This window comes from Ruminococcus sp. RTP21359st1_H3_RTP21359_211015, from assembly GCF_040909065.1.
GTDB lineage: Bacteria > Bacillota > Clostridia > Oscillospirales > Ruminococcaceae > Hominimerdicola > Hominimerdicola aceti.
Genome location: NZ_JBDGDD010000005.1, coordinates 92,469 through 118,937, shown reverse-complemented (window position 1 = coordinate 118,937; position 26,469 = coordinate 92,469). Strand labels below are relative to the sequence as shown.

Here is a 26,469-nt window from a genome sequence, read left to right as displayed (position 1 = left end):
TTTATTTTATCAGATTTTTGCCTATCTCTCTTTTCTTTTTTCTTAATTTTGTCCAATATCTATTGTAGCACTACATTGCAATTTTTTTATTTTGACTGAAAACTCTTGACTATTGTATCCAAATCGGGTATAATATATACGGTATCGGGGTGTGGCGCAGATTGGTAGCGCGCTACCTTGGGGTGGTAGAGGTCGTCGGTTCAAATCCGGTCACTCCGACCAATATGTAAAAACGGCTTTCCGCTATTGTGGAGAGCCGTTTTTTAGTTGTCGAAATATTCTAACACAAAAAAGCTCCGAAATGATCGGAGCTTTTGGTTTTATATTACATCTTCGCAAGCTTTGCAAATTCTGCTTTCAGTGCAGGATAGATCTCTGTGTAAAGCTTGTAGTATTTCTCATACTCAGGTGCTCGCTCTGCTTCAGGCTGCTGTACCTTGTCGGTCTTTACTACTGCCTTACAAGCTTCCGGTACTGATGAGTAAATGCCTGCGCCTGTTGCTGCAAGAAGTGCTACGCCAAGGGCTGGACCTTCTTTCGATGAAGCTGTTTTTACAGGGCAGTTGTAAAGATCTGCGAGCATTGATCTCCACAGCGGTGAGCTTCCGCCGCCTCCGCATGCCATCATGTCGGATACGTTGATATCCATTTCTCTGAATACCTCAACACAATCTCTCAGGGAGTATGATACGCCCTCCATTACTGCTCTCAGCATATCACGCTTAGTGTGCATTGCGGAAAGTCCGAAGAATACTCCTCTTGCGTCAGGGTCAAGATGCGGTGTTCTTTCGCCCATGAGATATGGCAGATAGAGAAGTCTGTTTGCACCAACAGGCACTTTCTCTGCTTCCTTATCCATGAGATAATATTCGTCAACGCCCATGCACTTTGCTGTTTCTTTCTCTGCATTGCAGAAATTATCCCTGAACCATTTCAGCGAAAGTCCTGCGCCTTGTGTAACACCCATAACGTGCCATGCGTTCGGTACTGCTGCACAGCAGGTGTGAACTCTGCCCTTTGGGTCGATAGAGATAGAAGAAGTGTGTGCAAATACGACGCCTGATGTTCCGATAGTTGTGAACGCCTTACCGTCCTCTGCAACGCCTGTTCCGATAGCCGCAGCGGCATTGTCGCCTGCTCCGCCTACTACTATAGTACCCTCTTTAAGTCCTGTAAGCTCAGCCATTTTCTTTGTGACCTTGCCTGTTACCTCGCATGACTCGTACACCTTGCCCAGCATTGACATATCAATGCCAAGCGTATCGCAGACTTCCTTTGACCAGCAGCGGTTTGGCACGTCAAGAAGCTGCATACCGCTTGCGTCGGAAACCTCTGTTGCATATTCGCCTGTGAGGATAAATCTCAGATAGTCCTTTGGAAGAAGAATGTGTCTGCACTTTTCATATATATCAGGCTCGTTGTTCTTTACCCAAAGGATTTTCGCAGCCGTCCAGCCTGTGAGGGCAGGGTTTGCTGTTATCTTGATGAGCTTTTCTCTGCCTAGCTTTTCGTTCATTTCTTCAACTTCTGCGGCAGTTCTCTGATCGCACCATATTATGGACTTTCTAAGCACGTTGTTGTCCTTATCCAGCATAACAAGTCCGTGCATCTGACCTGAGATACCAACACCTGCAACGTCCTCTTTGTTTACACCGCTTTTGGTCATAACAGCCTTGATAGTGTTTATCATTGCGTTTGCCCAGTCAGCAGGATCCTGTTCTGCATAGCCGTTTTTAGGCTGATACATTGGATATTCAATAGTTACAGAAGAGATAACAGTGCCCTTTTCGTCAAAAAGCACTGTCTTAGTGCCGCTTGTGCCGCAGTCTACGCCGATTACATAAGCCATATTTTTTTTACTCCTTATAATATGTATAGTATCATTTGTACTCATTAAAACGATTACATTAATTATACAATATTTCTCTCTGAAATGCAATACCCATAAAACGTTTTCGCAAAATTTATCTGCACATAAAAACAGGACGGTGGGGCTACCGTCCTATAAGTTTGTTGAAAAAACTGGTGAGTGGGTGGGACGTCGAGGGCGCCGTCCCCTACAAAACAACGTGTCTGTGTTATTGGCAGGGTACGGTCTTATACCGCCATTTTAAGTCTAGTCTGCTTTCTCAAGCACAAAGAATGTGCTGTTGTTTTCGCTTTTCATTTCCTTTATAGCCCAGCCTGCCGCGATCAGACTGTTGAGCTTTTCAACTCGCTGAAATCTGTCCATATCCGGGGCTTTTCCATCATGGGCTTTGTCCTCATTTCTTGAAACATAAAATATCTTTTGCATATATATCCTCTTTCCCTGAGAGTGACAATTGTTCCCCGATTTTTTTACAACTGTCGCATTTTATTGATTACATTATACTACACAAATATGGAGATTTCAAGGAATACCAAAAATTTTAACCTCTTTTTAACGCTTTAGTATTATTCTGATTTTTCATGCTTTTCAGTGCTTATTATATATAACGGCATAGGTAAGGTGTAAAAATGCACGTTTTCAGGGCTGATTTATGTGCTGATATGTACAAAAACTTATGACGAGTGAGTATTTTTATATGACAGCCCTTGACTTTTTTTTATAAAAGGCATATAATATTATTATTAATTTATATATTTATAGTCTTTATAAATAATGAAACTAAGAAACTAATTTATATGGAGGGTTTAACAATGGGTAGAGTATATAACTTCAGTGCAGGTCCTGCTGTACTCCCTGAGGAAGTGCTTAAGGAAGCTGCCGATGAAATGCTCGATTATAAGGGCACAGGTATGAGCGTAATGGAGATGAGCCACCGTTCCAAGGCGTTCGATGACATCATCAAGGAAGCTGAAAAGGACATCAGAGATCTTATGGGTATCCCTGATAACTATAAGGTGTTGTTCCTTCAGGGCGGTGCTTCTCAGCAGTTCTCAGCCGTTCCTATGAACCTTATGAAGAACAAGAAAGCGGCTTACATAATCACTGGTCAGTGGGCTAAGAAGGCTTATCAGGAGGCTCAGAAATACGGCGAGGCTGTTGCTGTGGCTTCTTCTGCTGACAAGACTTTCTCTTATATCCCTGATTGTTCAGATCTGGATATCCCAGAGGACGCTGACTATGTTTATATCTGCGAAAACAATACTATCTATGGTACAAAGTACAAGACTCTGCCTAACACAAAGGGTCACACACTTGTTGCAGACGTTTCTTCCTGCTTCCTGTCTGAGCCTGTTGACGTAACAAAGTACGGCGTTATTTACGGCGGCGTTCAGAAGAACGTTGGTCCTGCCGGCGTTGTTATTGCTATCATCAGAGAAGATCTTATCACTGACGATGTTCTCGAGGGAACACCTACAATGCTCAAGTGGAAAACTCAGGCTGACGCTGACTCTCTTTACAATACACCTCCTTGCTATGGCATTTACATCTGCGGCAAGGTATTCAAGTGGATAAAGAAAATGGGCGGTCTTGAGGCTATGAAGGCTCACAACGAGAAGAAGGCTAAGATACTCTATGATTATCTTGACCAGAGCAAGCTCTTCAAGGGCACTGTTGTTCCTGAGGACAGATCTCTTATGAACGTTCCATTCGTAACAGGCGACGCTGAGCTTGACAAGAAGTTCGTTGCTGAGGCTACAGCAGCAGGCTTTGTAAACCTCAAGGGTCACAGAACTGTTGGCGGTATGAGAGCTTCTATCTACAACGCAATGCCTATCGAGGGCGTTGAAAAGCTTGTTGAGTTCATGAAGAAGTTCGAGGCTGAGAACGCATAATCAGATTTGATCGAGGTGAAATTTCAATGCTTCATCGATTGCTTCATATGATAAGCACTGCTGATTTGATCAAAAACAATCCGGACGATTGGCGTGATAAGCTTAATGAAAGAAGTAAGTCAAAAGGCAAAGTTGTTCTCGTTCTTTTCGCTGTAATACTTGTTCTTTGCCTGTTTGTAAGAATTATCACTTAAATAGATGAAAGAGGTTAGTTTAATGTACAACATATTGACTTTGAATAAGATCGCCGCTTGCGGTACAGATATTTTCGACAAGGCTAAGTACACAGTAAGCGACAATGCTGAAAATCCTACCGCTATAATGGTACGTTCAGCAAAGATGCACGATATGGAAATGCCTGAGAGCCTGCTTGCTATTGCAAGAGCAGGTGCTGGCGTAAACAATATTCCAGTTGAGAAGTGCGCAGAGCAGGGAATCGTTGTATTCAACACACCTGGCGCAAACTCAAACGCTGTTAAGGAGCTTGCTATTTGTGCGCTTCTTCTTTCTTCAAGAAAGATAACTGAGGCTGCTGCATGGGCTGCATCACTCAAGGGCACTCCTGACGCTCCAAAGACAGTTGAGGGCGGCAAGTCTAAGTTCGCAGGTCCTGAGATATTGGGCAAGACTCTTGGCGTAATCGGTCTTGGTGCTATCGGCGGAAAGATCGCAAACGCAGCCGTTGCACTTGGCATGGACGTTATCGGCTATGACCCATTCCTTTCAGTAAACGCAGCTATCCAGCTCGAGCCTGCTGTAAAGGTAACTGCTGATATCAATGATATTTACAAGAACAGTGACTATATCACTATCCACGTTCCTTATACACCTGACACAAAGAACACTATCGACGAAGCTCAGATAGCAATGATGAAGGACGGCGTTCGTCTTATCAACCTTGCAAGAGGCGAGCTTATCAACAGTGCGGCTGTTGTAAAGGCTATCAAGGACGGCAAGGTTGCAAAGTATGTAACAGACTTTGCAGATGATGTTGTTCTTGGCGAGGAGAATGTTATCGTTCTTCCACACCTTGGCGCTTCCACACCTGAGTCTGAGGACAACTGCGCAACAATGGCGGCTCACGAGCTTATCGACTATATCGAGAAGGGAACTATCAAGAATTCTGTAAACTTCCCTAATGCAGAGCTTGCTAAAACAGGCGACCACCTTGTTTGCGTGCTTCACAAGAACGTTCCTGCTCTTATTGCACAGATCACATCTGTTGTATCTGACAAGGGCGCAAATATCGAGAACCTTGTAAACAAGTCTAAGAAAGACTGGGCTTACACAATGCTCGATGTTACAGGCGACGTTGACGCTGACGCTTTCAAGTCTATCGAGGGCGTTGTTGGCGTAAGAGTTCTTTAATTGTTGATAAAAGAAATTTTATATGCAGCAATGAGGCTGCCCACGGACGAACTGCGTCTTGGGCAGCCTTTTTTGATACAAAAAAAGCTATAATTTAAGTGAAAAATGGAGGAATTTAAAATGGACAAACTTATAACAGCAATTTTATTTATCGGAATACCAATGGCACTGACTCAGCTTATTTACAGGATAATTGACCACAAGGGTAACAAGACCGCAAAGCTTGCTGAGCGTTTTCCTGTGCTTGTGAAAAGAAAGTTTCTTGTGCAGATAGGCGGAGCAATGGCGTTCGTTATCGTGTTCGGGCTTATCTCGCTTCTGCTTGACCTGCCTATCAAGGTGTTTTTCATTGTGTGCGGAGTTGTAGTGGGCGTGATAAACGGCATGGCGGTCACGCTTATGTACAAAGATTAGTCGGTTGTAACGTGGCAACTGGGGCAAAATAAAAAGCTGTCAGATCTGACAGCTTTTTTTGTATGCTTATTTCTTTCTGAAGACCACAAGCTTGCTGATTACATAGTTAAGTATCAGCACAACAACGTTTGCCACTATCTTTGTTACCCAATAGTTGAAGCTGAGAAGTGAGTAGCCGAGCCACATCATGAACATTTCTACGAGAAGAGTGAATATCCTTCCGCCGTAAAATGAAGCCGCTTCGGAGATTATCGCCTTTTTGCCCTCTGCTTCAGACTCGAAAACCCATATCCTGTTGGTTATGTATGCGAATGTTACTGCACATATCCATGATATGACGGTGCTTGTGGTGGAAACACCGCCCTTGCCTATGCCTGCCTGCTCCAAAAGTACTTTTGAGATGCCTGCGGTCACAAAGCTGACTGCGGTGGTGAGTACGCCGAAAAACAGATACAAAAGCATTTCCTTGTTTTTGACGTAAAAGGGTCTGAACCAGCCGAATATCTTCCAGTCCATAATTTTGTCGAAAATGTCTTTATTTTTCTTTGCCATTTCTGTTATCTCCTTTTGTGCATATGAATATTATGAACACAAAGAATATTATAACTCTTTTACATCGTTTTTTCAACAATACTGTTGCAATTGGTTAAAAAATATGTTATGATAACTATATGTAGTCAGTTTTCATGACTGCCTTTAGTGCTATTTTTATAACTAGGGCAGCAAATTTATATTCTGACCTGAAAGGATAATTTTATTTTATGAAAGTTGTTATCATCGCTGTGCTTCTTATGCTGTCTGCTATTTGTTCTGCAACGGAGACAGCGTTTTCTTCATGCAACAGGATAAGGCTTAAAAAACTTGCAGACGACGGAAACAAGTCTGCAAAGAAGGCAATGAACATATGCGATAATTTTGACAAGGCACTCACTGCTATACTTGTTGGAAACAACGTGGTGAACATTTCTTCATCTTCTATTGCAACGGTGCTTTTTACGGAGAAGTTCGGCAAGGGAAGCGTGGGTCTGGCTACTGTAGTCATGACGGTGCTTGTGCTTATTTTTGGTGAGATCTTGCCTAAGAGCCTTGCAAAGGAAAATTCTGAGCGGTTTTCTATTCTTATGGCGGCTCCGCTTTCCGCATTCATGTTCATCATCACGCCTATAACGGCTATCTTTATGGGCATAAAAAGCGGTGTTACAAAGCTTGTGGGCAACAAGAACAGCGAGCCGTCTGTTACTGAGGAAGAGCTTAAATATATCATAGACGAGATTCAGGACGAGGGCGTACTTGAAGAGCAGGAGTCGGAGCTTGTGCGTTCGGCACTTGATTTTGACGAGATAACCATAAGCGAGATACTTGTGCCGAGAGTAAATATCGAGGGTGTTGAGCTTCATGAGGATATGGAGAGCATAAAAAAACGCTTTGTGCAGACAAAGTTTTCAAGGCTCCCCGTGTATGACAAGGACTTAGACCACATTGTGGGACTTATCCACCAGTCTGACTTTTTTGAAATGTATCTCAAGGGCAAGACGGACATAAGCCTTATAATGAACAAGCCACTTTACATAACCGAAAACCGCAAGATCTCTGAGATCCTGAAGCAGATGCAGCGCAAAAAGGTGCATATGGCGGTGGTGCTCGACCAATACGGCGGTACGGAGGGCATTTGTACCCTTGAGGATATCATAGAGGAGCTTGTGGGCGAGATCTATGATGAAAGTGACGAGGAGGATACCTCCCTTGTGAAAATAAGCGACGGTGTTTACGAAGCGTCGGCGGAGCTTTCGGTATCGGATTTTCTTGAGAGGACAGGACTGCCGGAGGACACTATCGAAACCGAAAGAACATCTCTCGGTGGCTGGATAATGGATATGCTTGACAGACTTCCTGAGCAGAATGAAGTTATAAGCTGTCCGCCTTTTGAGATGACAGTGAAAATGGAGGACGAGCAGAAAATAGACAGGATACGCTTCAAGATATCCGAAGAGGAGCTTGAAAGCAAGAAGGCGGAGGAAGAAAATGCCTAAGCAGATAAAGAAAGAGCAGATAAAAAAGTCAGAACTTATATACAGAAAATGGTCTGTTGCAGGGCTTGCGGCAGCGGCTGTGTTCATGGGGTGTATGGCTGGGCTTATGAGCATGATAGTGAAAACCGAGGGGGCAAAAGTTCCAACGATAGTGCTTTTTGCGGCGTTCATTATCTACACGGCAGTGTCGGTGGTATGTGCGGTGCTTGGAGTGAAAAGCTATGTAAAGGACGACTGCGGAGTGTGCCTTTTTCAGGGTATAGTGCATATTTACAGCGTTATAGCCTGCGTAATGAATGTGAGAATGGCATTTATAATACTGTTCTCAGCGTTAGGCTCGCAATCGGGGGTAGATACCCTTATAGGAAGCCAATCGCAGAACGAATTTATACAAAGTCAGTATGCAAGCTGGATATGTCTAGCCATTGCTACTCTGTTCTCGGTGATACTTGGTATTTTGGCGGTAGTATGGCTTGTGAAAAATAAAAAGAACTGATAAATCGGCTTTGCGTAGGGGCGACCTTGGGTCGCCCATTATTTCGTATGTTTCACAGCATACAGGTCTTAGAAAATCATAGAGTAAGGAAGAAGAAAAATAATGTTTTTGCTTATACTTGTAGTTGTATGCTACACGATATGTTCCCTTAGTGACAAGTACGCTGTTTCAACGGCAAAATTCAACGGCGATGAGCTTGGATTCTTAATGGCGGCGGCAACGGCTGTTTTCATGGCTTGCTGTCTGCCTTTCCTCGACAGGACTATTACATTTAGCTGGCAATCCTTTGCGGCGATAGGTCTGCTGTGCTTGTCGAAGATCCTTGAATTTAAGCTTTCGGCTATTATCCTTGATGAAATATCAGCCTTTGAGCTTAAGGCTTGGCTTGGTATCACCCTTTTCATGTCCTATGCAACGGATATTTTCCTTGGTGAAAAGCCGAGCATTTTCAAGTTTCTTTTTATCGTGCTTACTGTTGCAGGACTTGTTTTTATCGCAAAATCAGGCAGAACGGACAGCGGCAATATAAATTACCGCAGGATAGTTGTTCCTTTGGTGTTCTATCTTTTGGCAAGATACGGCTACGGCATAGTTGTAAGAGCGTCGGAGAATTACATATCCTCGACCATGGCGCTGTTCTTTGCGCTTATACTTATGGCTATCATACTTCTGCCAAGGGCGAAGCCTTTGGAGATATTCAAGAAAAATCAAAAGGGCGCATGGGTGGTCGTGCTTACAAAAATTCCGAATGTGGCAGGTCTGCTTGCGGAGAACGCTGTTATTGCTGTGAGCCTTGCGAGTGCGTCATTTATCCAGCCTATGATACTGTGTTCGCTGTTTGTTATAGCGCTCATAAGAAAAGAGCCTATCACAAAGCTGAGATTTATCGGCAGCGTTATTTGTATGGCGGGCATAATAGGATTTCAAATATGTTAAAAAAACGTCGGACGTTTTCAAATTCGTCCGACGTTTTGTTGTCTGAAAGTTTACAGAAAGAAAGTGAGCGACCAGAGGTCGCCCCTACATTTTGATGTTATGTTTATCTTTCGGTATTGTACATTGCGGCAAACCAGTAATCTTCTTCAAGATAGCTTGTGTCTTTCTTGCCCCATGTAATTTTTATTTTCACAAGACAGCCGTCAATATCCTCTTTTGGAAGCTCCAGCTTTTTGGACTCCTTGGCAAGCACCTTTCCGTCATAGCTGTAGACAGTGTAAAGCACGTCACCGAGCCTGTCCCCTGTGACTTCTACGGACATAGGGGTTTTAAGGGTAACATTGCCGTCCTTATCTACATCTGCCTTTACATTAAATGACGGTACAGAGGAGAGCAGATCTTCAAAGCTCTCTTCAGCGGAAAGGCTCTCGCTCTTGCCATTGCAGTATCGTGTCTTTTCAGTGCCGGGAAGCTCATATTTGCTTCCGTCACAGGTCAGCACAGCTGAACCTTTCTCCACCTTTGGGGTTATATTTATCACAATGGCGCAAGCCAAAAAGATAACGGCGGTAAGCAGGCCTACAAGTATTTTCCTTTTCATTATTATCACCAATGCTATTATATCACCTTTTGGAATAATAATCAAGGGCAGTGTTTTAGTCTTTGAGCTTTATCTCACGTTTTATCCTGCCCATTATCACAATGGCGGCGACAGTGCCTACAAGCTCGCCGAACGGAACGGCTGCCCATACTATCTTGCCTGCTGAGGAGGTAAGGGTGAGAAGATAAGCCGTGGGGAGAGGGATAACTAAAAGTCTGATAAGGGAAAGCACAAGGGAAGCTATGCCATGGTCGAGTGCCTGAAAAATTCCCTGATAGGCTATGTTTGCACCTGCAAAAAGATAGCCTAAAGTGATTATCCTTATGGCGTAGGTGGCGAATATCTCCGTATCCGCTGACAGTGAGAATACATGGCATATCTGAGAAGCAAAAAGCTGCAAGCCTATAATGCCAAGGAGCATGAGTCCCAACGTGTAGAGCATACCGTATTTTATGCCTGAACGAACTCTTGTTTTGTCCCCTTTGCCGTAGTTGTATGATACAACCGGAATGATAGTGTTGTTCATGCCGAATGACGCAAAGAATACGAACTGCTGTATTTTATAATAGATACCATAGGCTGTTACGGCGGATTGACCTATCCTGTTGAGTATGACATTAAGACCGTAGGTCATGACGGACATAAGAGCCTGTATTATTATGGCAGGAACGCCTATTCTATAAATGTTTGTTATCATTTTGCGCTGGGGTATAAAATACCTCATGCCGCTTGGTATCTCTTTGTTGCACACAAAATGAAGCACGCCGCCTATGACCATTGTGAGTACCTGACCGATGACAGTGGCATATGCGGCACCTTTTACTCCAAGCTCTGGGAAAGGGCCAAGCCCGAAAATCAAAACAGGGTCAAGGACGATGTTGGCTATTGCGCCTACAAGCTGAGCAATGGTGGAATGGATAGTTTTGCCTGTCGCCTGCAAAAGCTTTTCAAATATCATTGAACCTACTGCACCGAATGACAACACACAGCATATGCCTAGATATTCGCCCCCAAGCTTTAGAGCAAGACTATCATGGGTCTGTGTTTTCAAAAATGCGTCAGTGCCGAAAAATCCGAACAGCATGAACACGATGTAGGTGCAAAGACCTATGAAAATGGCGTTGCCTGCTATTTTGCCTGCACGCTCAAAATTCTTTTCTCCAAGGCTTCTGGAGAGCAAGGCATTTATTCCAACGCCTGTGCCTACGCCTACAGCGATTATCAAAAGCTGGACAGGGTATGCAAGGGTTAGGGCGTTTACGGCATATTCGCCTATGTGCTCAACTGTATCATCTGTTATCCTGCTTACGAAATAGCTGTCAACGATATTGTAAAAAGCCTGAACTATCATTGAAATTATCATAGGCAGACCCATGCTCAGCATGAGTTTCGGCATGGGCATAACGCCCATCTTGTTTTCTTTCAGAACTTCTTCGCTCATATTTTATTACCTCCCGTTTTTGCGCATAAAAAACAGCATAGGTCCGAATACAATCGGACTTACGCTGTCGCTGCTCATTGTTATAATTATTATACCATATATTTTTTCATATGTCCAAGGACTTTTTACACAAAAGTCAGGCTTCAAAGACTCACTTTTTTGATGATATGAAGCGTTGCAAATGTACAATAAAATATATAAAAAACTATTGACAAAATCAAAAATATAGGTTATAATAACCTCATAGTAAAAGAGAGTAGCTGGCGGAGAGATCCGTTTATGTTTGCGTCAATACGTTCCGATGAGGGACCGCTGCATATCTAAACGGCGAGACTTTTATTGATTAAATTGCCACAGGCGCAGTTTACCCAATAAACGTCTTGCCGATTTTTTATGCGTTTATTTTTCTGAGCCTATGAGAAAAGGAGGCTTTGAAGGGTATATCGGCAATGCTTACAGGAAAAAATAAAAAAGGTGGTATTTTATGAAGCAGTATCAAAAAAAACTTGACCAGCTTTACACTGAGTTTTCATCAGGTGAAAATGGTCTTTCAACCGAGCAGGCAGTGAAAAACTGCGAAAAGTTCGGACGAAATGTTATCACGGAGGGCAAGAAAAAGTCCATTCCAATGATATTTTTAGAGCAGTATAAGGACTTTCTTGTGCTTATACTCATTATTGCTGCGATAGTTTCAGCTTTCATGAAAGACGTTGAGAGCTGTGCGGTAATTCTCGTTGTTATCACAATGAACGCTATTTTGGGTACAGTTCAGACCGTCAAGGCTGAAAAGTCACTGACGAACCTTAAAAAGCTTTCTGCACCGACGGCTAAGGCGCTTCGTAACGGTGAAAAGGTCATTATCCCCTCTGAGGAGATCGCAGTGGGCGACATTCTTCTTATCGAGGCAGGCGATCAGATATGTGCAGACGGCAGGCTGATAGAATGTGCGTCTGTTCAGGTGAACGAGTCTGCACTTACAGGTGAGAGCGTTAATATCGACAAGGATATGAGCGATATAGAGGGCGAAAAGCCTTTGGCTGAGCGTGCTAACATGGTTTATTCAGGCTCTTTTGTCACATACGGCAGAGGAAAAATGCTTGTCACTGAGGTGGGTATGGACACTGAGGTGGGCAAGATAGCTTCACTTATCCAAAACGCATCAGAAAGAAAAACGCCTCTCCAGAACACGCTTGACGAGTTCGGCAAAAAGCTTTCCATTGCTATACTTATTGTCTGTGCAGTAGTGTTCGGACTTAGTATGCTTCGTGGTGGCGAGCTTATGGATTCGTTCATGTTCGCTATCGCACTTGCTGTTGCGGCTATTCCTGAGGCTCTCAGCTCTATCGTTACTATTGTGCTTTCTTTCGGCACACAGAAAATGTCAAAGGAAAACGCTATCATAAGAAAGCTTCAAGCTGTTGAGGGCTTGGGCAGCGTTTCTGTAATATGCTCTGACAAGACCGGTACACTGACACAGAACAAGATGACAGTCAGAAAAATAATGGTAGATGGCAGGATAATCGACACTGACGCTGTTGACCTTGACGATGAAAAGGTCAAGACTATGACAAGAGCCATGATACTTTGCAACGATTCAAGCTGTAAGGACGGCGTTGAGATAGGCGACCCGACTGAAACGGCTCTTATCAATTTTGGCACAAAGCTTGGTATAGACACTGACAAGGTGAGAGAAACTCTCCCGAGAATTTCTGAGATACCATTCGATTCAGACAGAAAGCTTATGTCAACTCTGCACGTTATCGACGGCGAGAAGGTGCTATATGTAAAGGGTGCGGCTGACGTTCTTATAAACAGGATAACTTCAAGCGACGAAGAAAAGGCTGTTATAACCCAGCGTGTGGCAGAGCTTTCGGAAAAAGGTCTGCGTATACTTGCATTTGCAGAGAAAAAATTCGACAAGGATACCGTATGTCCAGAGGACGAGGACGGATTGGAGTTTGTCGGTCTTATTGCTATGATGGATCCTCCGAGGGAGGAGTCAAAGGCGGCCGTTGCGGAATGTCGCAAGGCAGGCATAAAGCCAGTCATGATAACAGGCGACCATATCGTTACGGCTTCGGCTATTGCCCGTGAGATAGGTATTCTTGACGACAACTCAAAGGCTGTTGAGGGTCACGAGCTTGACGCTTATTCAGACGAAGAGCTTGTTGACTTTGTAAAGGACAAGGCTGTTTACGCTCGTGTTACACCTGAGCATAAAATAAGGATCGTAAAGGCTTGGCAGGCAAACGGCTGTATAGTTTCCATGACAGGCGACGGTGTGAACGACGCACCTGCGTTAAAGCAGGCTGATGTGGGCGTTGCAATGGGCATCACAGGAACTGAGGTTTCAAAGGACGCTGCCTCAATGGTGCTTGCAGACGATAACTTTGCAACTATAGTAAAGGCCATAAGAAACGGCAGAAACATTTACGAGAACATTAAAAAGGCTATACTCTTCCTGCTTTCGGGCAACTTTGCGGCAATTCTTGTGGTGCTTTTCAACTCGCTTCTTGGACTTCCAGTCCCATTTGCGGCAATACATTTGCTGTTTATTAATCTGCTTACAGACTCGCTTCCTGCTATCGGTTTGGGTCTTGAACCGCACTCTGAAGAGGTCATGAAACGCAAGCCTAGAAACGCAAACGAATCTATCCTCACACGTCCTTTCCTGGGCGAGATCGCATTGTATGGCGTAGTTATAGCGATAGCGGTAGCGTCGGCTTTCCTTATCGGAAACAAGACAAGCGCAGATCTTGGCATGACGATGGCTTTTGCGGTGCTTTGCTCTGCAAGATTGTTCCACGGCTTCTCGTGCAAGAAAAAAGGCCCTGTTATCTTCTCAAAGGACTTTTTCAACAACAAGTTCGGTCTTATGGCGTTCGGTCTTGGAATGGTATTTTTAAACTCCGTTCTGCTCGTTCCACCGCTCAAGGGACTTTTCAAGATCGCAGACATGACAGGTATGCAGTTTGCATGGATATACATTCTAAGCTTTGGCTCAATGCTTGTTATCCAGCTTATAAAGGCGATATTCTTTACAAAGTCTGAAAAGTAAGGTCAAGAGCATGACACATGGTCAATAAATGGGACGTCGAGGACGCCGTCCCCCTACAATTTGTATAAAAAACCGCTCTTCGTGATGTCACGGGGAGCGGTTTTGTTTTACATATCTTCGCAAGGCAGCCAAATGCCGTCTTTTTTATGAAGTATCCTCTGATTTTCAGACCCTCTGAATTTCAGGGAGATGTTTTTCTTTTCGAGAACAAATTCGCCGTCAACTAGGTAGTCGATAAGGCTCAGCATTTCGTCTGTGTACTGCGTTCTGTATGGGGACTTTGAGCCTGCAAGCAGGTCAGTTTCAAGGGTACAGCCTGTGTAGCACCACACGTCCTTGTCGGGAAGTTCGGTTTTCACACGGCGGAGGAGTTTTGTAAGCTCAGGCTGGTTCTCAGGCTCCATAGGCTCGCCGCCAAGGAGCGTAAGTCCTTTTATATAGCCCTTTGAGAGGGCGTTAAGTATCTCGTCTGCGGTGGTATCTGTGAAAGGCTTGCCGTAGTCAAAGTTCCAGGTGTCAGGCTGAAAACAGCCCTTGCAGTGGTGTCTGCAGCCTGATACGAACAGCGTGACCCTCACCCCTGAGCCATTGGCGATATCGGTTTTCTTTATCTCACAATAATTCATTTTCCGCTCCTTTCATACATACAACGCAGGGCAATACGATTTTGTATTGCCCCGATAGTTATATGCTGTTTGCTGTTTTATGTCAATAATAATGTTCATTATTTTCGGATTTTGCAGTTTTGAGTTTTTGAGTTTTCCTTGCTATAATGTTCATTTTTTTGACGAGTTTTGATTTTTGAACTTTTGAGTTTTAACGGCTATAATGTTCACTTTTTTTGAAAATCGCTCAAAAAAATTTTTGGGTTTTCCTAAAAATCACAAATGCAAAACTCTCTCCTTTATCTCTTGAGTCCTGCCCTGATTCCAGAACTGCGTGCCGATGTAGCCACAGGTGCGCCTTGCAACGTTCAGAGTGTTCTGATCTCTGTTGCCGCAGTTCGGACACTCCCATACAAGCTTGCCGTCATCTTCTACTATCTTTATCTCACCATCAAAACCGCACTTCTGACAGTAGTCGCTCTTTGTGTTAAGCTCTGCATACATGATGTTGTCGTAAATATGCTGCATAACTGCAAGAACAGCCTCTATGTTGTTCTGCATATTCGGCACTTCCACATAGCTGATAGCTCCTCCTGGTGAGAGAGCCTGGAACTGTGACTCAAAGGTGAGCTTGTCAAATGCGTCGATGTTCTCGGTAACATGGATATGATAGCTGTTTGTGATGTAGTTTCTGTCTGTTACACCCTCGATAACACCAAAACGCTTCTGTAAACATCTTGCAAATTTGTATGTTGTGGACTCCAATGGCGTGCCGTAAAGGCTGAAATCTATGTTTGTTTCTGCTCTCCACTTTGCGCAGGCGTCATTAAGGTGCTGCATAACTTCAAGTGCAAAAGGCGTTGCTGAAGGGTCTGTGTGTGACTTGCCCGTCATGTATCTTACGCATTCGCAAAGACCTGCATAGCCAAGTGATATGGTGGAATATCCGCCGAACAGGAGCTTGTCGATAGTTTCGCCCTTTTTAAGCCTTGCCAATGCGCCGTTCTGCCAAAGGATAGGCGCAACGTCTGACGGAGTGCCTTTAAGTCTTTCGTGACGGAGCATAAGCGCACGTCTGCAAAGCTCAAGTCTTTCATCAAATATCTTCCAGAACTTATCCATATCCTTATATGACGAGCAGGCAACGTCCACAAGGTTTATTGTAACAACACCCTGATTGAATCTGCCGTAATATTTAGGCTTGGCGTTTTCGTCAAGATATGTTGTAAGGAAGCTTCTGCAGCCCATGCAAGGGTAGCACTGACCATTGCCATTCTTGTCTACCTTAAGCTCCTTCATTTTCTTTTCGCTTATATAGTCAGGAACCATTCTCTTTGCGGTACACTTTGCAGCAAGCTTTGTAAGCTCCCAATATTTTGAGCCTTCTCTTATGTTGTCCTCTTCAAGGACATATATTAGCTTAGGGAACGCAGGTGTTATATAGACACCCTTTTCGTTCTTTACACCTTGGATACGCTGTCTGAGCATTTCCTCTATGATAGCCGCAAGGTCATCTCTTGTCTGCCCCTCCGGCACCTCGTCAAGGTACATGAAAACAGTAACGAAAGGTGCTTGACCATTTGTTGTCATAAGAGTGATGACCTGATACTGTATCATCTGAACGCCCTGAACTATCTCAGCCTTTACTCTCATTTCGGCTACCTTATTTATAGTATCCTCGTCGGCAGGGATATTAAGCTCTGCGAACTCTTTTTTTACCTCACGGCGGTATTTATCACGGGATATCTGAACGAACGGAGCAAGGTGGGAAAGTGTGATACTCTGTCCGCCATACTGTGAAGAAGCTATCTGAGCGATAGATTGTGTAGCGATATTGCAGGCTGTAGAGAAGCTGTGTGGCTTTTCTATCATGACTTCGCTTATGACAGTGCCGTTCTGGAGCATATCCTCAAGATTGACAAGACAGCAGTTGTGCATATGCTGAGCGAAATAATCGGCGTCGTGGAAATGTATCAGACCTTTTTCGTGAGCTTCAACTATATCGTCAGGAAGCAAAAATCTTCTTGTGATATCCTTGCTCACTTCACCTGCCATATAATCCCTCTGAACTGAATTGACAGTAGGGTTCTTATTGGAATTTTCCTGCTTGACTTCCTCGTTCTCGAAGTTAAGAAGAGAAAGTATCTGCTTGTCAGTAGTATTAGCCTGTCTGACGATAGAACGCTCATAGCGGTAGGTGATATAATGCTTTGCCACTGTATACTTGCCGTGGCGCATGATATCGGCTTCCACCCAGTCCTGAATAGTTTCAACGTCCATAGCCCTATTCATTTCAGAGCATTTGTCCTCTATATTCTGTGCTATCTCTCCTATTTCTCCCTCAGAGAGCCTATCCTTTTCCTCCACAGTGATATTAGCTTTCGCAACGGCATTTTCTATCTTTTCCTTATCGAACGTATTCTCAGCGCCGCTTCTTTTTATTATCTTCACCTATACTCTTCCTTTCATTCTATCCTACTCAACCACTATATATTGTGGTTGGCTTCTTTTATCACAACATAATATTGAACATTTACTATTATACCACAATCAGAATATAAGTCAAGGGCATAGAATGATAAATAATCTACAAAAATTCCGGTTAAAAACAGAGCAGTTTGCCGAAAAAGTATTACAAATGATTACAAACACTTGATTGACAAAAAGTGTGAAAAACAATGGCATTTAAAGGGATGATAAAGGTGTGAAGCTACAAGAAACGATGTGAACATTCTGTAAAATAAGCAGAGAAATTCCATTAACTCATTGACAAAGGGGCTTGCATATGATATAATATTAGAGTTGAATGCGCCAGTAGCTCAGCTGGATAGAGTGACTGGCTACGAACCAGTAGGTCGGGGGTTCGAGTCCCTTCTGGCGCACCAGCGTATTTACGCACTTTGCGAGCTTGCAGGGTGCGTTTTTTGTTGTCAAGCTTTGTTGTCAACTTTTACAATGTAGGGCGAGTCCCTGTACAAAACACGCTTTACTTAGCGTAAGGCGTGTTTTTTTTATTTCTGTCATTGCCAAAGCACTGTCAATGTGGTATAATATGACCATTAGGAGGCATTAACTATGAACACAGAGAAAAAGAAAACCAAGGTAGACCTTGTGACGGGGTTTCTCGGAGCAGGGAAGACCACTTTTATAAAAAAATATGCCCGTTATCTTTTGGATAAGGGCTGTAAAATTGGCGTGTTGGAGAATGATTTCGGTGCAGTGAATGTGGATATGCTTCTTTTGCAGGAGCTTTTGGACGAGAATTGCGACCTTGAAATGGTCTCGGCGGCTGATAAGGATTGCCACAGACGGCGTTTTAAGACCAAGCTTATCGCTATGGGTATGCGCGGTCTTGACAGGGTCATTGTGGAGCCGTCAGGTATCTATGAAGCTGACGAGTTCTTTGACGTGCTCAGAGAAGAACCTCTTGATAATTGGTATGAGATAGGAAGCGTTATAACTATTGCAGATGCCTGCCTTGATACCAACTTGTCGGAAGCTTCTGATTATCTTCTTGCTTCTCAGCTTTCGGAAGCAGGCATAGTTCTCATGAGCAGATGTCAGGAAGCCACAAAACAGGAGCTTGAGGATACTCTAAAACACCTTGAAGCCGTGCAGAAAAAGTTCCATTGCCACAGAATGACTAAGCCTGAGATAATAATGAAAGATTGGTCGGAGCTTACAGATGAGGATATGGAAAGGATAGCCAACAGTGGCTATGAGCCTGATTCCCACGAAAAGCTGTGGTTCGACCAAGATAAAGCTTATACCTCTTTGTATTTTATGAATATGAAGCTTCCTGATAATGCTATGGAAGATGCTGTGAGCAGGCTTATGAGCGACAGCAAGTGCGGAAGGATATTCCGTGTAAAAGGCTTTATGCAAAACGCTGAGGGCAAGTGGCTTGAGCTTAACGCCACCCACAAGAACATCACTGTTAAGCCTATAGAGCGAGGTCAGGCGGTGTTTATCGTCATTGGCGAGGGGCTTGACAAAGAGCACATCGACGGCTATTTTGTGCCTGTATAGTGTCAAAATATTGTAAAATAAATGCGGAATGTATTGTATATAAGCTTGGATAGTGATATGATAATTGCAGGTTATAATTACACATTTTAAAGATCGGTGCAAGTGTATCTCATGCTGCAATGTATGGCGTAAAATGCCCGTCACGGCGAGTGACTGTAGGGGAGCGGCGCAATTTCTGCTTTGCAGAAATACGACGTCCCGTTTGGAGAGCGACATGGTTTGTATAATCGCAAATTCATGCAGGCGAGCAAATGCGGGCGAACACTGTTCGCCCCTACAATACATTATTTGGACGTAAAAAGCCTTGCGTAGATAAATATAATCATAAACCAACAGGAGAAATCAATGACATACAAAGAGATAAGAAAAAACAAGGAAATAAAAGCATTTATAAAAAGGGCAGGGATAAATCTTACATCTCTGGGTTTTACAGACCATTCAGAGGTGCATACCACTCTTGTGGCAGACAGAGCCGCCGCAATACTTAAAGAGTTCGGCTATGATGAGCATACCATAGAGCTTGCAAAGATAGCAGGGTATATGCACGATATCGGCAACGCTGTCAATCGTACACACCATGCAGAGTATGGTGCAATACTTGCAAACGATATTCTCAAAGACACTGATATGCCATTGGAAGATAGGGTGACGATAGTTTCCTGCATTGGAAGCCATGACGAATCAACAGGGGGCGCAACAGACCCGGTGTCAGCCGCAGTGATAATAGGTGATAAAACAGACGTGCGAAGAAATCGTGTGTCAAATAAGGATAAGTCCTCTTTTGATATCCATGACAGGGTGAACTATGCGGTAACAGAAGCGAGCTTAAAGATAAATGCTGATAAAAAGGTCATATCCCTTAATTTGCAGATAGACGAAAGTATCTGCACCATGTATGACTATTTTGACATTTTCCTGCAGCGTATGCTTATGTGCAGAGGTGCGGCAGGTGTTCTGGGAGCAAAGTTCAAGCTTACAGCAAATGGAAGCAAAGTATTGTGATTTAACGTACAAACTATGTAGGGGAGCGGCGCAATTTCTGCTTTGCAGAAATACGACGTCCCACTCGGGGCGATATGGTTTGGATTATCCAGAATTTGTGTAGAGCAACATTGTGCGGATAATACAAATGAGATTGCAGACGAAACGTCGAGGGGACGGGCTGTCGAGGGCGCCAGCCCCTACAATAATGTTGTGCGGATATTGAAAATTGTGCAAAAAAAGGGACGACCTAAGGTCGCCCCTCATTTTTATTCAGCGGTGCAAATTTGTATCATATCACAATGTATGGCGTAAAATGCCCGTCACGGCGAGTGACTATTTAACCGTCTTTTCAGTATAAGCACCATAATAGTTCACACCATTGTATTTTCTGTATGCCCTTATTTTGAATGTTTTAGTGTCTGACAGATTTTTTGCAGTGTAGCTTTTGCCTGATGTTGTGGTGAGCTTCTTCCAACTGCTTCCTGACTTCACATATATCTCATATCCTGTGGCTTTTGATACCTTGTTCCATGCAAGTGAGATGTTGCTTCCCGAACGCTTTGCCGTTTTGACAGTGACGTTTGCAGGAAGTGTGCAGGTGACCACCTGTGCAGGCTTGCTGTATTGCATAACATTGTCGCTTACATAATATGCCTTTACTCTGTATGTGTACATAGTGCCTGATGACTTGCCTGAGTTGATGTAGTACGGATAAGCAGTGTCGCCGAGCTTTTTGTAGCTGTCGGTAGTGCCTATCCACTGATAAACGCTGTAGCCAGATACTCCATTCACGCTTTCCCATGTGATAGTGTTAGAACTTGATGTGTTCACTGATGAGGAAAGCCCCTTTGGTGTGTTTGCAGGACGAATGGTGATGTCCTTTTCAGTGTAGTCACCGTAGTAGTTTATGTAGTTATAATTTCTTATGGCTCTCACTCTGAAACGATAAGCTGTTTTCTGTGAAAGATCGCTTGCAGTGTAGCTCGTTCCCGAAATGGTGGAGAGAGTTTTCCATGTTCCGTTTGTGTACATCTCTACCTGATAGCCTGTAGCCTTTGATACCTTGTTCCAGTTGAGTGTTATGGAATCAACGTCAGTGGAGCAAAGGGAGAATGATACGTTTGCAGGAAGAGTGCAGGTGGTAAGCTCAGAGGAATATGCACCCTCGATACGATGTCCGTCAACAGTGTTGAATGCCCTTACCTTGTATCTGTACATCGTGCCTGAGCTTTTCTTTGAGTTTGTGAACTTTGTGGACGTGGTCGTGCCTATGAGCTTGTAGCTGTCGTTAGTACCTATCCACTGATAGATCTCATAGCCTTCCGCTTTTTTGGAAGCGTTCCATGTTATGGTGTTTGATGTAGAAGTGTTTGAAGTGCTTCTTATGCCTGTTACTGTACTTGGTATGTCAGTGACCTCAGCGTTTACATATGTGTAGCCACCATTGTAGTATACGCCACTGTAATTTCTTCTCGCCTTTACCCTGAACTTATTAACGCCGTTCTGTGTGATACCATTCACCTTGTATGAAAGGCTTGAAGTTGTGCCGACCTGTTTCCATGCACCGTTCACATAATGCTCCACGATGTAGTCGGTCGCCTTTGAAACTTTGTCCCAGCTAATGGTGACAGAAGTTCCCCTTGCAGAAGCGGATATCTTTGAGATGTTCGCAGGAAGAGTGCAGGTGGTGAAAACATCAGAGTAATCCCCGTAAACACGCTTGCCAGAAGCGTCACTGTAGGCTCTCACCATGTATTTGTACATAGTGCCTGTGGACTTGTTGGAGTTTGTAAAATATGTATTCTTTGTATCCCCTATTTTTTTCTTTTTAGGGTCGCTAGGGCTTGTTCCCTGATATACCTCATATCCTGTTGCGTCAGGAGCGCCGTTCCAGGCAAATTTGTTGGAGGTGGAGGTGTTTGACACTGAGATAAGGTCGGACACATAAAGTGGAAGCTTGCCCGAATACCATACGTTTACGTCAGTGTAGGCTGAAATGCCTGAAACAGTACCGCTTCCTGAATATTGCCACATATCCATGCGTTGGTCATAATTGGTGTTGCTTGTGTAGTGAGCCAGCCATATAGGATATTTCTTGCCAAGCCCTGCTCCGTCAATGTAGTAGTTTAGCCATGTGTAGTTTGCATAAACACCTGCGCTGTAGCCCGATTTTATGATAGTGTCGCAAAAAGCTGTGCAAAGAGCGGTCTTTTGAGCCTTGGAAAGCCCTGCGCTGTCAAGTCTGCCAGTGTCATAGTCAACAGACTCGATATCGTAATAAACAGGCATTTGCAAAGAATATCCCTTTATCCTGTCAAGAACGAACTTAGCCTCTGCCTTAGCCTCGGCTGTGGTTATCGCCTGCGTATAGAAGTATACGCCAACTTTAAGCCCTGCCTTGGTAGCTCCGTCAAGATAGGTCTTGAACTTAGGGTCTTCCACAAGCGTTCCTGCACTGCCATAGCCACGGTAGCCTACTCTTATGATAACAAATTCCACACCGCTGTTTTTGACCTTTTTCCAATCTATGTTGCCCTGATAATAGGAAACGTCAATGCCATAGACCTTTGAAACACCGCTGAATCTGTTTTGATGAGTAAGGCTGTCAGCCCCCCACAGAGCAGACATTGTCATAATGCCGTATGGATCGTTGTTTTCAAGATATTTATGATACTCAGGGTCGTCCTCAGTGACAGGCTCTAAAAGACCATCAGCCTCCATATTGCCTGTAGCATATTCAGGCTTTGATACCTGGATATCATTTGAAAGCTCACTTGACGCAATGCTTTTCTCTGCCGCATACACGAATGGAACAGACTGAGCCATTATTGCCGCTGACAAAACCACACCAGTCAGCTTTGGAATAAATTTCATAATTTCCTCCCGTAGAATTGTAGGCAGAGTTAACATTTTTCCTGCCATTTTACACGATAATTTTTACACATCCTTTATTATAGCCCTTTTTCTGAACGTTGTCAAATTTGCGTTTATACAGATAAATACAATTCAGTAATTTTAAAGTTAAATCATTACACTTATTTTGAGATTTATGTAATAATAAGTAAGTAAAGATGTTCATGATACACAAGATTAGGAAAGAAATTTTGTGTATCATGATGTGCCTGAAATGGCACTGCAAGGCACAGTTAATGAGAATAATCAGCATTTTAGCTGGCATAATAATGGAGAAAAAAGAAAAGGAGAGCATAAAAAATGGATATATCAAAGCGAAACGCAGTTAGGATAGTGTCTTTCACAGTGGCTGTCGTGGGTGTGCTTGCGGTGAGAAATATACAACTTATGAGCAGTGAAAAAAGGGCGTTGCGTAGTGTGAACTACACCTATTCAAGAGCCATGGGCGACCTGTGCGACGCAGTAGAGAACGTGAGCGACACTCTTGAAAAGGAGCTTTATGCAGGCTCAGGGAAAATGCACCAGTCACTTGCGGTGAAGCTTTACAGAGAAGCGTCCTCGGCAAAGGCGGCTCTGTCACAGCTTCCCATAGAAGAGCTGCAGCTTGAAAACACCTACAAATTTCTCTCACAGGTAGGAAACTACTCCATGGCAGTGAGCGAGAGGCTCATGAACGGCGAGGAGATAACAGACGAGGAGTATGAGAACATATCCTCGCTCTATGACTTTTCCAAAGAACTTTCCGAGGATATGTGGGAGCTTGAAAGCTCAGTGAACAGCGGTGAGATAGCCCTCACCCAAACAGGCTCACAGCAGAGCGACCCGCCCACAGTGACAGATGGCTTCTCAGACTTTGAGGGAAGCTTTGAAAGCTATCCAAGCCTTATTTATGACGGTCCATTCTCAGACAATATCATGGAGCGTACCCCACGCATGACATCTGAGGCAGAGAACGTTTCACAGACCAAAGCCCTTGAACGCTGTTCCCTGGGGCTTAACATGAACTCCACAGTGTTCACAGATATCTCAGAGGTAGAGGGCAAAATGCCATGCTGGAGATTTTCAAACGAGGATAAGACGGTGGCTTGCGAGGTGACAAAGCAGGGCGGATATATCTCATATTTCCTCAAAAGCCGTATCAGCGAAAGCACAGAGCTTACAAACGAGCAGGGAGTAAAGGCAGCAGAGGATTTTCTCGATGACCTCGGCATACTGTCCATGAAAACCACCTACTATGAGAATATCGACAACGTTCTCACAGTGAATTTCGCCTACAACGACCTTGACGTGTGCTGTTACACCGACCTTATAAAGGTATCAGTAGCAATGGACGACGGTGAGATATTAGGCTTTGACGCAAAGGGCTTTTTGGTGAACCACTATGACAGAGATATTCCCGAAGCGGATATATCCCAAAGCCGAGCGAAAGAGAGCGTGTCCCCTCGCCTTGAAATAGTATCCAGCAGGCTTGCACTTATCCCTACAGACGGCTTGGAAGAGAAGCTGTGCTATGAGTTTCGGTGCAGGGCAGAAAACGGCAGGAACGTGCTTGTGTATATAAATGCACAGACCGCTGAGGAGGAGCAGATACTCATTCTTGTGGAAAGCAAGTCAGGAACACTGACTGTATAAAGTAGGAGGATAAAAAAATGTCAGATTTCAGAAATTCAAAAACAAAAGATAACCTTATGAGAGCCTTTGCAGGGGAAAGTCAAGCAAGAAACCGCTACACAATGGCGGAGGAAAAGGCAAGACAGCAGAAGCTTTATGTGCTTGCCGACCTGTTCAAATTCACAGCCGATCAGGAGAAAGTTCACGCAAAGATATTCTACGAGCATCTCAAAGAGCTGTCAGGGGAGAGCGTGTTTGTTGACGGCGGTTATCCTGTGGATATTTCGGAGGATATGTGTACCTTGCTTGGTATGGCAGACCACAACGAGCGTCAGGAATCAGAAGATGTTTACCCTGCGTTTGCTGAGGTCGCAAGGCAGGAGGGCTATGGAAAGATAGCGCAGGACTTTACGAATATCGCCAAGATAGAGAATGTTCACGGCAAGCGTTTCGCAGCTTTTGGCAAGCTTATGAAAGAGGGAAAGCTGTTCTCTTCCTCCCAGTCTGAAACGTGGGTATGCTTGAACTGCGGTTATATCGTGGAGGGCACGCAAGCCCCTGAGAGGTGTCCTGTTTGCGGAGAAGCGCAGGGATATTATATCAGACTGTCAATGGCTTCATGGGGAAGTAATTGTAACTGTGATAAATAGTGCTTTGTGCGGTGCGGCTGAAAATGCCGTGCCGCATTTGTATGTGAACTTGGGGTTTTGGCGAATTGGTTATCACGCAAACCTTGATAACCTTACAAACCTCGGTAGTTCGCCCGTTTCGTTCACCCACTCAACTTTGTAAAAAAATCCATATCTTGGAACTTCCCCGAAACGGGACGTCGGGGGCGCCGTCCCCTACATTTTGGCTTCAAGTTCTACTGTCGCAAAATCGCTTCGCTCGGTGTTTTCTCTGCTTTGCATTGGCTTCTTTCTCTGTTCGGCTGTGTCATTCCTCACTCCTCACTTAACACCGCTCCGCTATTTGCATTATTCACAATTATATGTTATAATAAAAATAATTGCGATAAAACATGAAAGGACTTGTGATAATTGATATATCTTGATAATGCCGCCACCACAAAACCTTGTGATGAAGCTAAAGCGGCTGTAATGAAAGGCTTGGAGGTCTTCGGAAACCCCTCTTCTCTGCACAGAGCAGGTCTTGACGCTGAACTTCTTGTTTCTGACGCTCGTGAGATCATTGCCGACGCTCTCAGTGTTACCCCTGATGAGGTCTATTTCACTTCAGGCGCTACTGAAAGCAACAATACCGCTATTTTCGGGGCTTACAAGGCTCACGGAAAACGTAAAAAGCGTGTTGTCATATCCTCTGTTGAACACCCTGCTGTGAAAAATCCTGCGCAGGAGCTTGAAGATATGGGCTGTGAGGTCATAAGGATATCACCTGACGAGAACGGCGAGATAAACGCCCGTGACATATTTGCGGCTGTGAATGAGGATACGTTCCTTGTTAGCTGTATGCTTGTGAATAACGAAAACGGCTACATACTCCCTGTGGAAAAGGCTTTTTCTATGATAAAGAAAAAGTATCCCCAGGTGATTACTCATTGCGACTGCGTTCAGGGATTTATGAAAATTCCTGTGAAAGCCAAAAAGCTGAATGCCGATATGATATCTCTTAGCGGTCATAAAATATACGCTCCAAAGGGCATCGGTGCACTGTATGTGAAAAAGGGCGTTCATATACCGCCTTTTATGCTTGGGGGAGGACAGGAAAAAGGTTTTCGTTCGGGTACTGAGTCAGTGCCGCTCATATGCGGTTTCGGTGCGGCGGTGAAAAAGCTTGCGCCGAATGTTTCTGCGAACTTTGAAAAGGCGGCTGATATCCAAGCCTATCTCATAGAAAAGTGTAACGAAAACGGCGATGTTTTCGTAAATTCACGAAAAGGCGGCTCGCCTTATGTCACAAGCATTGCCGTCAATGGGTTAAAGTCCGAAGTGCTTCTCCACTATCTTGAAAAGCATGAGATATATGTTTCAAGCGGCTCAGCCTGCTCAAAGGGCAAGAAAAGCTCTGTGCTAAAAGAGTTCAGATATCCAGAGCAGAGCCTTGATTCCACTATCAGGATAAGCTTTAGTATCGACACCACAAAGGCTGATATCGACGCTCTTATGGAGGGCATAAAGTCTGCGCAAAATGACCTGTGCAAGGTAAGGTAAAACACGCAAACAAATGTTTTGTACTATTTATAAAGGGGAACGGCGAA

21 protein-coding genes and 2 tRNA genes are annotated in these 26,469 nt (G+C 44.1%); 15 read left to right on the top strand and 8 right to left on the bottom strand.

The genetic code is table 11. The annotated features are described in order from the left end of the window. Nucleotides 1-145 precede the first annotated feature (145 nt). Nucleotides 146-222 (top strand) — tRNA-Pro (locus AB5Z01_RS03630). Nucleotides 223-325: 103 nt separating this feature from the next. On the opposite strand, the gene xylB is transcribed toward AB5Z01_RS03630, so the two are convergent. Both xylB and AB5Z01_RS03620 read right to left on the bottom strand, forming a co-directional pair. Beyond that, nucleotides 326-1,849, bottom strand: a complete 1,524-nt coding sequence (gene xylB / locus AB5Z01_RS03625; protein WP_267300929.1) for a xylulokinase — start codon at nucleotides 1,847-1,849, stop codon at nucleotides 326-328. Nucleotides 1,850-2,116: 267 nt separating this feature from the next. Then, nucleotides 2,117-2,296 (bottom strand): hypothetical protein, encoded by a 180-nt coding sequence (locus AB5Z01_RS03620; RefSeq protein ID WP_022288558.1) that lies wholly within the window; start codon nucleotides 2,294-2,296, stop codon nucleotides 2,117-2,119. Nucleotides 2,297-2,682: 386 nt separating this feature from the next. On the opposite strand from AB5Z01_RS03620, the gene serC reads away from it, so the two are divergent. The 4 genes from serC (at nucleotide 2,683) to AB5Z01_RS03600 (ending at nucleotide 5,547) form a co-directional block, all read left to right on the top strand. Continuing rightward, on the top strand, nucleotides 2,683-3,765 hold the full coding sequence (gene serC, locus AB5Z01_RS03615) for a 3-phosphoserine/phosphohydroxythreonine transaminase (protein ID WP_117859494.1): 1,083 nt from the start codon (nucleotides 2,683-2,685) through the stop codon (nucleotides 3,763-3,765). A 26-nt stretch (nucleotides 3,766-3,791) separates the two neighbouring features. After that, the gene (locus tag AB5Z01_RS03610) at nucleotides 3,792-3,959 is read left to right on the top strand and encodes a hypothetical protein (protein WP_022288560.1); all 168 of its coding nucleotides are present in this window, start codon (nucleotides 3,792-3,794) and stop codon (nucleotides 3,957-3,959) included. 22 nt (nucleotides 3,960-3,981) lie between these two features. After that, on the top strand, nucleotides 3,982-5,133 hold the full coding sequence (locus AB5Z01_RS03605; RefSeq protein ID WP_022288561.1) for a 3-phosphoglycerate dehydrogenase family protein: 1,152 nt from the start codon (nucleotides 3,982-3,984) through the stop codon (nucleotides 5,131-5,133). Nucleotides 5,134-5,253: 120 nt separating this feature from the next. Further along, complete coding sequence (locus AB5Z01_RS03600) at nucleotides 5,254-5,547, top strand: hypothetical protein (protein WP_195221542.1); 294 nt, start codon at nucleotides 5,254-5,256, stop codon at nucleotides 5,545-5,547. 66 nt (nucleotides 5,548-5,613) lie between these two features. Here the strand turns inward: AB5Z01_RS03600 and AB5Z01_RS03595 are convergent, their stop codons facing one another. Beyond that, entirely contained in the window at nucleotides 5,614-6,099 is a 486-nt protein-coding gene (locus AB5Z01_RS03595) for a GtrA family protein (protein ID WP_038672404.1), read from the bottom strand. A 209-nt stretch (nucleotides 6,100-6,308) separates the two neighbouring features. Here AB5Z01_RS03595 and AB5Z01_RS03590 point away from each other — a divergent pair, with 209 nt between their 5' ends. From AB5Z01_RS03590 to AB5Z01_RS03580, 3 genes are all read left to right on the top strand, one after another. Next, nucleotides 6,309-7,577 carry a hemolysin family protein gene (locus tag AB5Z01_RS03590; protein WP_195221543.1) on the top strand — a complete coding sequence of 423 codons (1,269 nt, stop codon included), beginning with the start codon at nucleotides 6,309-6,311 and terminating at the stop codon, nucleotides 7,575-7,577. Next, a complete protein-coding gene (locus AB5Z01_RS03585; RefSeq protein ID WP_117859499.1) occupies nucleotides 7,570-8,073 on the top strand; it encodes a hypothetical protein in 504 nt (167 codons plus the stop codon). Before AB5Z01_RS03590 ends, AB5Z01_RS03585 begins: the two co-directional genes overlap by 8 nt. Before the next feature lie 102 nt (nucleotides 8,074-8,175). Continuing rightward, on the top strand, nucleotides 8,176-9,009 hold the full coding sequence (locus AB5Z01_RS03580; protein WP_138336391.1) for a hypothetical protein: 834 nt from the start codon (nucleotides 8,176-8,178) through the stop codon (nucleotides 9,007-9,009). Nucleotides 9,010-9,112: 103 nt separating this feature from the next. On the opposite strand, the gene AB5Z01_RS03575 is transcribed toward AB5Z01_RS03580, so the two are convergent. Then, nucleotides 9,113-9,610, bottom strand: a complete 498-nt coding sequence (locus AB5Z01_RS03575; protein ID WP_195221544.1) for a hypothetical protein — start codon at nucleotides 9,608-9,610, stop codon at nucleotides 9,113-9,115. Between the two features lie 55 nt (nucleotides 9,611-9,665). Further along, nucleotides 9,666-11,051 carry an MATE family efflux transporter gene (locus AB5Z01_RS03570; protein WP_287216295.1) on the bottom strand — a complete coding sequence of 462 codons (1,386 nt, stop codon included), beginning with the start codon at nucleotides 11,049-11,051 and terminating at the stop codon, nucleotides 9,666-9,668. Between the two features lie 484 nt (nucleotides 11,052-11,535). Here AB5Z01_RS03570 and AB5Z01_RS03565 point away from each other — a divergent pair, with 484 nt between their 5' ends. Continuing rightward, on the top strand, nucleotides 11,536-14,109 hold the full coding sequence (locus AB5Z01_RS03565) for a cation-translocating P-type ATPase (RefSeq protein WP_332008313.1): 2,574 nt from the start codon (nucleotides 11,536-11,538) through the stop codon (nucleotides 14,107-14,109). A 107-nt stretch (nucleotides 14,110-14,216) separates the two neighbouring features. Here AB5Z01_RS03565 and nrdG read toward each other — a convergent pair whose 3' ends face one another. Together nrdG and nrdD are read right to left on the bottom strand one after the other, a co-directional pair. Beyond that, complete coding sequence (gene nrdG / locus AB5Z01_RS03560; RefSeq protein ID WP_117863310.1) at nucleotides 14,217-14,735, bottom strand: anaerobic ribonucleoside-triphosphate reductase activating protein; 519 nt, start codon at nucleotides 14,733-14,735, stop codon at nucleotides 14,217-14,219. A 255-nt stretch (nucleotides 14,736-14,990) separates the two neighbouring features. After that, nucleotides 14,991-17,165, bottom strand: a complete 2,175-nt coding sequence (gene nrdD / locus AB5Z01_RS03555) for an anaerobic ribonucleoside-triphosphate reductase (protein ID WP_332008310.1) — start codon at nucleotides 17,163-17,165, stop codon at nucleotides 14,991-14,993. Between the two features lie 357 nt (nucleotides 17,166-17,522). Between nrdD and AB5Z01_RS03550 the strand changes: the two genes are divergently transcribed. The 3 genes from AB5Z01_RS03550 to AB5Z01_RS03540 all read left to right on the top strand — a co-directional run bounded on the left by AB5Z01_RS03550 (nucleotide 17,523) and on the right by AB5Z01_RS03540 (nucleotide 19,745). After that, nucleotides 17,523-17,599: transfer RNA gene (locus AB5Z01_RS03550), tRNA-Arg, on the top strand. A 190-nt stretch (nucleotides 17,600-17,789) separates the two neighbouring features. Further along, nucleotides 17,790-18,743: a GTP-binding protein gene (locus tag AB5Z01_RS03545; protein ID WP_038672317.1), complete on the top strand. Its 954-nt coding sequence runs from the start codon at nucleotides 17,790-17,792 to the stop codon at nucleotides 18,741-18,743. 345 nt (nucleotides 18,744-19,088) lie between these two features. Then, nucleotides 19,089-19,745 carry an HD domain-containing protein gene (locus tag AB5Z01_RS03540; protein ID WP_022287608.1) on the top strand — a complete coding sequence of 219 codons (657 nt, stop codon included), beginning with the start codon at nucleotides 19,089-19,091 and terminating at the stop codon, nucleotides 19,743-19,745. Between the two features lie 315 nt (nucleotides 19,746-20,060). Here the strand turns inward: AB5Z01_RS03540 and AB5Z01_RS03535 are convergent, their stop codons facing one another. After that, the gene (locus AB5Z01_RS03535; protein ID WP_287215997.1) at nucleotides 20,061-22,601 is read right to left on the bottom strand and encodes a GH25 family lysozyme; all 2,541 of its coding nucleotides are present in this window, start codon (nucleotides 22,599-22,601) and stop codon (nucleotides 20,061-20,063) included. 339 nt (nucleotides 22,602-22,940) lie between these two features. Between AB5Z01_RS03535 and ypeB the strand changes: the two genes are divergently transcribed. From ypeB to AB5Z01_RS03520, 3 genes are all read left to right on the top strand, one after another. Further along, nucleotides 22,941-24,272, top strand: a complete 1,332-nt coding sequence (gene ypeB / locus AB5Z01_RS03530; protein WP_368365331.1) for a germination protein YpeB — start codon at nucleotides 22,941-22,943, stop codon at nucleotides 24,270-24,272. Nucleotides 24,273-24,289: 17 nt separating this feature from the next. Then, a complete protein-coding gene (gene rbr / locus AB5Z01_RS03525; protein ID WP_117863882.1) occupies nucleotides 24,290-24,901 on the top strand; it encodes a rubrerythrin in 612 nt (203 codons plus the stop codon). A 390-nt stretch (nucleotides 24,902-25,291) separates the two neighbouring features. Then, nucleotides 25,292-26,422 (top strand): cysteine desulfurase family protein, encoded by a 1,131-nt coding sequence (locus AB5Z01_RS03520; protein WP_368365330.1) that lies wholly within the window; start codon nucleotides 25,292-25,294, stop codon nucleotides 26,420-26,422. The last annotated feature ends 47 nt before the right edge of the window (nucleotides 26,423-26,469 follow it).